Annotated in this window: 7 protein-coding genes; 5 read left to right on the top strand and 2 right to left on the bottom strand. The window is 33.8% G+C overall.

The window, feature by feature from the left end:
• The first annotated feature begins 151 nt into the window (after positions 1–151).
• On the top strand, positions 152–403 hold the full coding sequence (locus tag Q1A47_RS12330; RefSeq protein WP_205388566.1) for an alpha/beta hydrolase: 252 nt from the start codon (positions 152–154) through the stop codon (positions 401–403).
• Positions 404–598: 195 nt separating this feature from the next.
• Here Q1A47_RS12330 and Q1A47_RS12335 read toward each other — a convergent pair whose 3' ends face one another.
• Positions 599–1042: a cell wall hydrolase gene (locus tag Q1A47_RS12335; RefSeq protein ID WP_026683125.1), complete on the bottom strand. Its 444-nt coding sequence runs from the start codon at positions 1040–1042 to the stop codon at positions 599–601.
• Between the two features lie 154 nt (positions 1043–1196).
• Here Q1A47_RS12335 and Q1A47_RS12340 point away from each other — a divergent pair, with 154 nt between their 5' ends.
• The 3 genes from Q1A47_RS12340 (at position 1197) to Q1A47_RS12350 (ending at position 3492) form a co-directional block, all read left to right on the top strand.
• On the top strand, positions 1197–1658 hold the full coding sequence (locus Q1A47_RS12340) for an aminoacyl-tRNA deacylase (RefSeq protein ID WP_026683126.1): 462 nt from the start codon (positions 1197–1199) through the stop codon (positions 1656–1658).
• 280 nt (positions 1659–1938) lie between these two features.
• Positions 1939–2754, top strand: a complete 816-nt coding sequence (locus Q1A47_RS12345) for a lipid II flippase Amj family protein (RefSeq protein ID WP_166530738.1) — start codon at positions 1939–1941, stop codon at positions 2752–2754.
• Positions 2755–3219: 465 nt separating this feature from the next.
• Positions 3220–3492 carry a hypothetical protein gene (locus Q1A47_RS12350; protein WP_026683128.1) on the top strand — a complete coding sequence of 91 codons (273 nt, stop codon included), beginning with the start codon at positions 3220–3222 and terminating at the stop codon, positions 3490–3492.
• 779 nt (positions 3493–4271) lie between these two features.
• Here Q1A47_RS12350 and Q1A47_RS12355 read toward each other — a convergent pair.
• Positions 4272–5222 (bottom strand): LysR family transcriptional regulator, encoded by a 951-nt coding sequence (locus Q1A47_RS12355; protein ID WP_308036011.1) that lies wholly within the window; start codon positions 5220–5222, stop codon positions 4272–4274.
• Between the two features lie 140 nt (positions 5223–5362).
• Here Q1A47_RS12355 and Q1A47_RS12360 point away from each other — a divergent pair, with 140 nt between their 5' ends.
• Positions 5363–6163: a TSUP family transporter gene (locus tag Q1A47_RS12360; RefSeq protein WP_166530740.1), complete on the top strand. Its 801-nt coding sequence runs from the start codon at positions 5363–5365 to the stop codon at positions 6161–6163.
• The last annotated feature ends 47 nt before the right edge of the window (positions 6164–6210 follow it).

The following is a 6210-nucleotide window of genomic DNA, read 5'->3' on the forward strand; positions in this document are numbered from 1 at the left end:
AGCTTTATAAAAGAAGAGAAAAGGAATTGTTAGGCTTTTCACAATGCATATAGTGCCTATTTGTTATGGCATAGAGGTTATTCCTAGCTACAGTTCAAACGGAACATCGTATCAAAGCAGTTGCAACTGTTAGTGCAGTGGATTTCGGTGAATGGTACGTGGAGAAGATAGTGCTGAAAGGCAATTGCAAACACTTGAAGTCGTTGCGAAGCAGCGTACTGTAGAGACAAATGGAACAGAAGCTGACACACGCAGTTATAGTGAACAATTCTACGAATTATCAAATGGTCCAAAGGAATTATTCTGGGTTGAAGGTGCAACACATGTTGCTTTGTATGATATCCCTGAATATGTAAATCAAGCTGTACCTAAGTTAACAGCGTTTTTTGGCAAGATTCTTTAAGAAATACGTTTAAAAAAGCAGCTTGGAATCATTAAAGCTGTTTTCCTGTACATTTTAGGAAAACAGCTTTTTCATAATGCGAAAGGTTGTGAGCCGTATGAGAAAGAACAGTAGAAAGGAACGTTAAGAGGATATTACAAAGCTTCAATATTTTGTTTGATTATATTATGTTAAAAATTAGTTAGAAAATGTAACTTAGCCTCCGATATAAACACTTTCACAGCTTCCCGCTGCCGGTTCATAATAACAATGGTTTTTATATTGACCAGAAAAAGGTTGATCATACCATGTTGGAGGGCACGGTGCATATGGATTAAAATACCAAAGAGCATATTTCCCTGGATGTTCCCTCCAATAATCCAAATTCTTTTTTGCTAGTTTTTTTTCAACAGATCTCGCCCTATTGTAAAAGAGATTTCCTTTTTGAACAGCTTCAAAAGAATAATTCCCTCCTTGTACTTGAAATATAACTTGTGAAATGGTTTTAACATCTCTAAAATCTAGACAATCTGCTTTAGCACGATTAACGATAACATTTCCAACATATAACATTCCTTGTTTTCCTTCACCTTCAGCCTCTGCTCTCATCATCCTTGCCATCAAGTCAACATCAGAACTTCGATAATTTACTCTTGCCATTTTTTCACCTCAGTTTATTGTATGAAAAAAACTACATTAAAATTATCATTTATAAAGATTAATGTTCCAGTATTTACTGTACCTTCGTAAAGAAACTAGACAATATAGCTAGTAATTAGTAAAATAACTTAACATGACAAGGGGGACTATTCGGATGAAATCAGGTCAAAAAATAAAACAGTATATTGATGATAATCATTTAGATGTAGAATATCTGGAAGTAAACGAGTCCTGTCACTCCGTTCGGGAAGCTGCAAATGCTGTAGGAGGTAGAATCTGCGAGTTTGTTAAGAATATTTGCATGATTAGTAAAGAAGGTCAATTAATTGTAGCAATTGTCAATGGTCAAGACAGAGCAAGTACATCAAGGGTAGGCAAGGCATTACATATAGATCGTCCACGTCTAGCGGATGAGGATGAGGTATTACGACAAACAGGTTATCCAATAGGAGGAGTTCCATCTTTTGGTTTTGCTGCTACCTTTTTAATCGATCCAAAAGTAACAGAATTAGAATATGTTTATACAGGTGGAGGCTCCATTAATTCATTAGTAAAGATAAACGTTAGAACGTTAATAGAAGTTAATAAGGGGATAATTGCAAGAATTCGAAAATAATATTTTATAAAGTGAAACCTCAATCAGTGGGGGGCTTACTGCCAGTTATATGTGGGATAAAATCATCATACGTTAAATTTCCCTTTAAATACGCTTTAAAAACAAGGATTTATGATTGTACCAATATTTGTGCTAAGATTAATTTTATGGTTAATAAATCTAGCCATAGTATGTTTTTCGTATCAATAAAGACATCGTGATATAAGATGTTATAATGCTATATTATAGAATTTTACTAGATGTAATAACCACCACTAGTGAATAAAAAGAAGGTATGGAGTTGGAATTTTTAACTGAAAAACTAATAGTTATAGCTTTATTTATCTTTATCATTCATTCTATTGAAACACTCGCTTATGCTGTTAGGTTATCTGGGGCGAGAGTAAAGATGATTGCTTCAGCGTTATCTCTCTTTAATATAATGGTAATGGTTTCAAGATTAGCTAATATGATGCAGCAACCTTTTACAGGTAGTTTAATCGATACCGCACCAGTTCATAATGCTCAAGAATTTGTAGAAACACAATTTCGCATTCTCATAGGTGCGTCAACAATTGGGACAGTATTTGGAATCCTATTACTTCCTACTTTTATAGCACTCTTCTCAAGGGCAATCATTTACCTATCTGAAGAGAGAGGTTCTGTTCCATCTTTATTTAAGAGAATTGTTTCTTTAGAGTATATGAAGCGTGGATTAAAGCATGTTAGTTTACCAAGATTTACATACTTGAAAGGTACTACGCTCAAGGATATTCCAATTAGATTGTTTTTTGTAAATATGATAATAACCGCAATTTATACAATTGGCGTGCTATCTGCCTTATACGCAGCATTACTGGCTCCTGAGCGTTCGTCCACAGCAATTATGGCATCAGGTTTAATAAATGGGATTGCAACAATACTGCTAGTTATCTTCGTAGATCCAAAGGTTTCGGTAGTAGCTGACGATGTAGTTAACCGGAGAGGAAGTTATCAAACACTTAAAAACATTTCCTTGCTGATGATTATCTCGAGGCTATTAGGAACGCTGCTTGCACAATTGTTGTTTATACCAGGGGCGAAATATATCGCTTGGTTTACTCATTTTATTGTTTAATGTTCGGTAAAAGCTACGTGCAATAGTTAGAAAAACACATTTTATGCTGAAGCTCTCACTATAATCAGTGAGGGCTTTCTATTGTTATTTGCGGCTATCATTCCATCAAAATGTAAAAGCGACGATAACTTCGTTACTATCTATTATTAAATCTGTTTCAGCAGTGGGGAGGGAATTGCAGTATTTGGTTTTGAAAAAATGTTTCTAGCAGCTACAGCTATTGCGTTAATCGGAAGCTTACTGCCAATCCGTTCAGTGACAAGTGTAAAGTAAACTAGATTTTACTTTATAAGAATTAGAATCGGAGTCTTTAAAAATATATGGTTCCATAAAAAGGTGGTATGTGTTTAATCAGAACCTGTACCACCGTTTCTCTTTACATTGTAGTTTGTTAGATTTGGTTATGTAATTTATTTTTGGGTAAAATTACGCAGGAATATATTCCCTTTTGTCGAATAGTAGAAGATGAGGGGAGGGAATATTATTAAGCAAATTAGCGAATTTATTATAAATGGTGATAGTTATTTTGGTGAAGGATATTATATTAAATACGATAATAGCTTACATATTACTGACTTTGATCATTCGATATTTAAAGTATTTAGCAGATTATTCAGAAGTATGGTAATAGTAACAGATTTGAAGTTAACTGGACCAGGCGGATTTGAAGTTAGTTTTAGCGGGAGCTACTTTATAGATGAAGTAGACTATGATGTAATAATATTAATTAAAAATTAATAGTCGTAGGGTCTAGGGCGAAACTAACATAGTTAACCCCAAAGCTGAACGATAAAAAAGCATAGTCAAAAAACGTGACTCCTTGAAAAAGAAGAACGCTTTTTCTGCGTGCGATGTATCGCTGCGAAATCTTCCTTATCCTTCGGAAACAGCTGAGCTGAAGATTCCGCAGAAAAGCGGTCTTGCTTTCCAAAGGAACTGAAGCCATCGCTGAAAACGTATTATTTTAAAGGAGTGATGATAGAATCTATACATTGAACTGATTCTTCAAATGAAATTGTTCAGGTGATTATGTGATAAATACTTTAATCCGATTGTTAATAAGCTAGTAGAAAAATTTATTGAACCAACAGACGATTTTAATGCTAGAGTTTTATTCCATATATTGTTTAGTGTAACGATTTTATCTACTTTACTAACAGTGATCAGATCTTGGATTGGCATGAAAGAGATAAGTCTAGAACCGATTCAAAACTTCTTTTATGCCTGGCCCGAAATTTTTTCATAGCTTTTTGGATTGAAGTTTTGATTGCACAGCCGATGGCACGATTTGTTATGAAAAATTACACAAAATACAGAAAAATAAGGAGAAAAGCCTAAATGTGTAATACACTGACTTAAAGGTTTTAAGTGTAAACGAAAGATGATGATTAGAAACTCTAAACTTAGTGAAGTAATCTAATAGTTAGTTATAGTTAGGGGATGGACACCGTATTTTATTGGACGCATGCCCTTTCGTTTTGTCTTTTATTTGCTTGTTATTTTAGTAATTGAGTTTTTTAATAGTATTTTTTTACTAAATCAAGAAAATTTTTTATATTGGGGGATAATTCCTTATCTTCTTTCCGACTGCAAAGGTATACAGGTCGTTTAATATCAACGCCTTTAACTTTAACTCTCCCCACCTCTTTACGATTCAAGTGTTCTTGTATAGCGAGAGAGGGTGCTAGCATTACACCATATCCGGCTATAACTGAACGAATAGATTCATTTAAACCATGAAACTGCAAACCTACACGGGGAGGTGTAACACCGTGAACCCTACATAATGAAAAAAGAATTTCTCTTGTAGAGCTCCCTTCCTCTCTTAATAAAAATGGCTCTTGAACTAAATCGGATAGTAATATCTCTTTTCCATCGTATTTGTGACCTATCGGGACAATAAACCAAAAATCGATATCCACTAGGTGGTGGAGGTTTAAGTCTGATTGGTTCCAATCTTCGTTTACTACAAAAGCAATGTCTGCCTTATAGTGAAGTAATTGTTCAATTACTTCATTTGAATTACCACTATATAGTTCTACTTTTACTAGGGGTGAGTCTTTTTTTAGTTTAGCTAGCCATAAGGGTAATAAAAAATTAGCTGGTAAATAAGTTGATGCTATCCGTAAATTTTCTTGTTTTCCATTTTCTAATTGCCTCAGTTTATATTCAATGTCTTTTTCCATATCAAATAAACGTTCAGCGTGTTTAAATAAAAATTGCCCCTCTTTAGTCAGTTTTATTCCTCTTCCTTCTGCTTTAATTAACTTCAATCCTGTTTCTTTTTCTAAATTACGTATTTGAATGGTTACAGCAGGTTGACTAATAGAAAGAACTCTTGCAGCCTCGGTAACACTCCTTATAGATGCCACAGTAGTAAATATTCGAAGTGAGTGAAGATTCATTGATAAAACCCTTTCATAAAAAAATCTTATAAAAAAATTTAAAATATATATTAGATTTATCATTATATAATGTATACCATTTATATAAAGGGTAGTAAAGGGGGGGAGAAATATTGAATACACCAATCGGTGAAGAAGAATTCACACACCAGAGAAAACAAAAGAGGCATAGAAAAATATATGTCATTTCCTTCCTTACTGTTATGTCAATAATTGGCATTGGAACATGGATATGGGAAATAAAAGGAGGCAGCTATCATTTCTTCGTTTTAATTCTTATTGGATTAGGAGCCTCTTTTTTGGGGACTTTAGCGGGAGGAGCTGGTTTAATTACTATACCAGGTATGATGTTAACTGGTATTCCAATTCAAACGAGTATTGCTACGAACAAGTTCTCCTCTGGCATAGCTGCATTTTCAAGTGTATTTTATCTCATTCGTCATAAGGAGCTTTCAATAAGGTCTATAATGAGTAATTTATTAGTAGCATTTTTAGGAGGAATGGGTGGATCGTTATTAACTTCCCATATTCATGAAAAGACGATGAATATTGTAGCATTCTTATTACTTAATCTTGCATTAATAGTGACATTGATAAATAAGAAATGGACAGCTAATATCCAATTTGATCAACAGCCTCTTACATATAAGATGAATTTATATATTCCTTTGTTTGTGGCTGCCTATGATGGGGGATTTGGCCCAGGTTCTTCTACATTTAGTATTATTTATTATATGAAAAACAGCCATACTTATATGAAGGCTGTCCAAATGACGAGGGTTCTAATCCTAGGAAGTTGTGCAGGGGGATTTATTGTATTTTTTCAAACAGGATTTATCATATGGTCTTATGCAATTTCAATGGCTATTGGTTCTATTATTGGTTCGCAGATAGGTCTTCTACTTCTACCTAAAATCCCTCAAAAAATAGCTGAAAATCTTTTACTGATAATCATCTGCCTATTAATTATACAGATGAATCAATTTCATAATTGCTGTTTTTAAAAATGCATAGAGTTGTTCCTTGATGATTTTCAAGTTTTTTTAATAAA

The sequence above is a fragment of the uncultured Virgibacillus sp. genome, assembly GCF_947495635.1.
Classification (GTDB): Bacteria; Bacillota; Bacilli; order Bacillales; family Amphibacillaceae; genus Virgibacillus; species Virgibacillus salarius.

Coding starts and splice junctions, on each gene's coding strand:
- Q1A47_RS12355 (WP_308036011.1), bottom strand. CDS start 5,222: ATGATAAATCTAATATATATTTTAAATTTTTTTATAAGATTTTTTTAT.
- Q1A47_RS12350 (WP_026683128.1), top strand. CDS start 3,220: ATGAGGGGAGGGAATATTATTAAGCAAATTAGCGAATTTATTATAAAT.
- Q1A47_RS12330 (WP_205388566.1), top strand. CDS start 152: ATGGTACGTGGAGAAGATAGTGCTGAAAGGCAATTGCAAACACTTGAA.
- Q1A47_RS12340 (WP_026683126.1), top strand. CDS start 1,197: ATGAAATCAGGTCAAAAAATAAAACAGTATATTGATGATAATCATTTA.
- Q1A47_RS12360 (WP_166530740.1), top strand. CDS start 5,363: ATGTCAATAATTGGCATTGGAACATGGATATGGGAAATAAAAGGAGGC.
- Q1A47_RS12335 (WP_026683125.1), bottom strand. CDS start 1,042: ATGGCAAGAGTAAATTATCGAAGTTCTGATGTTGACTTGATGGCAAGG.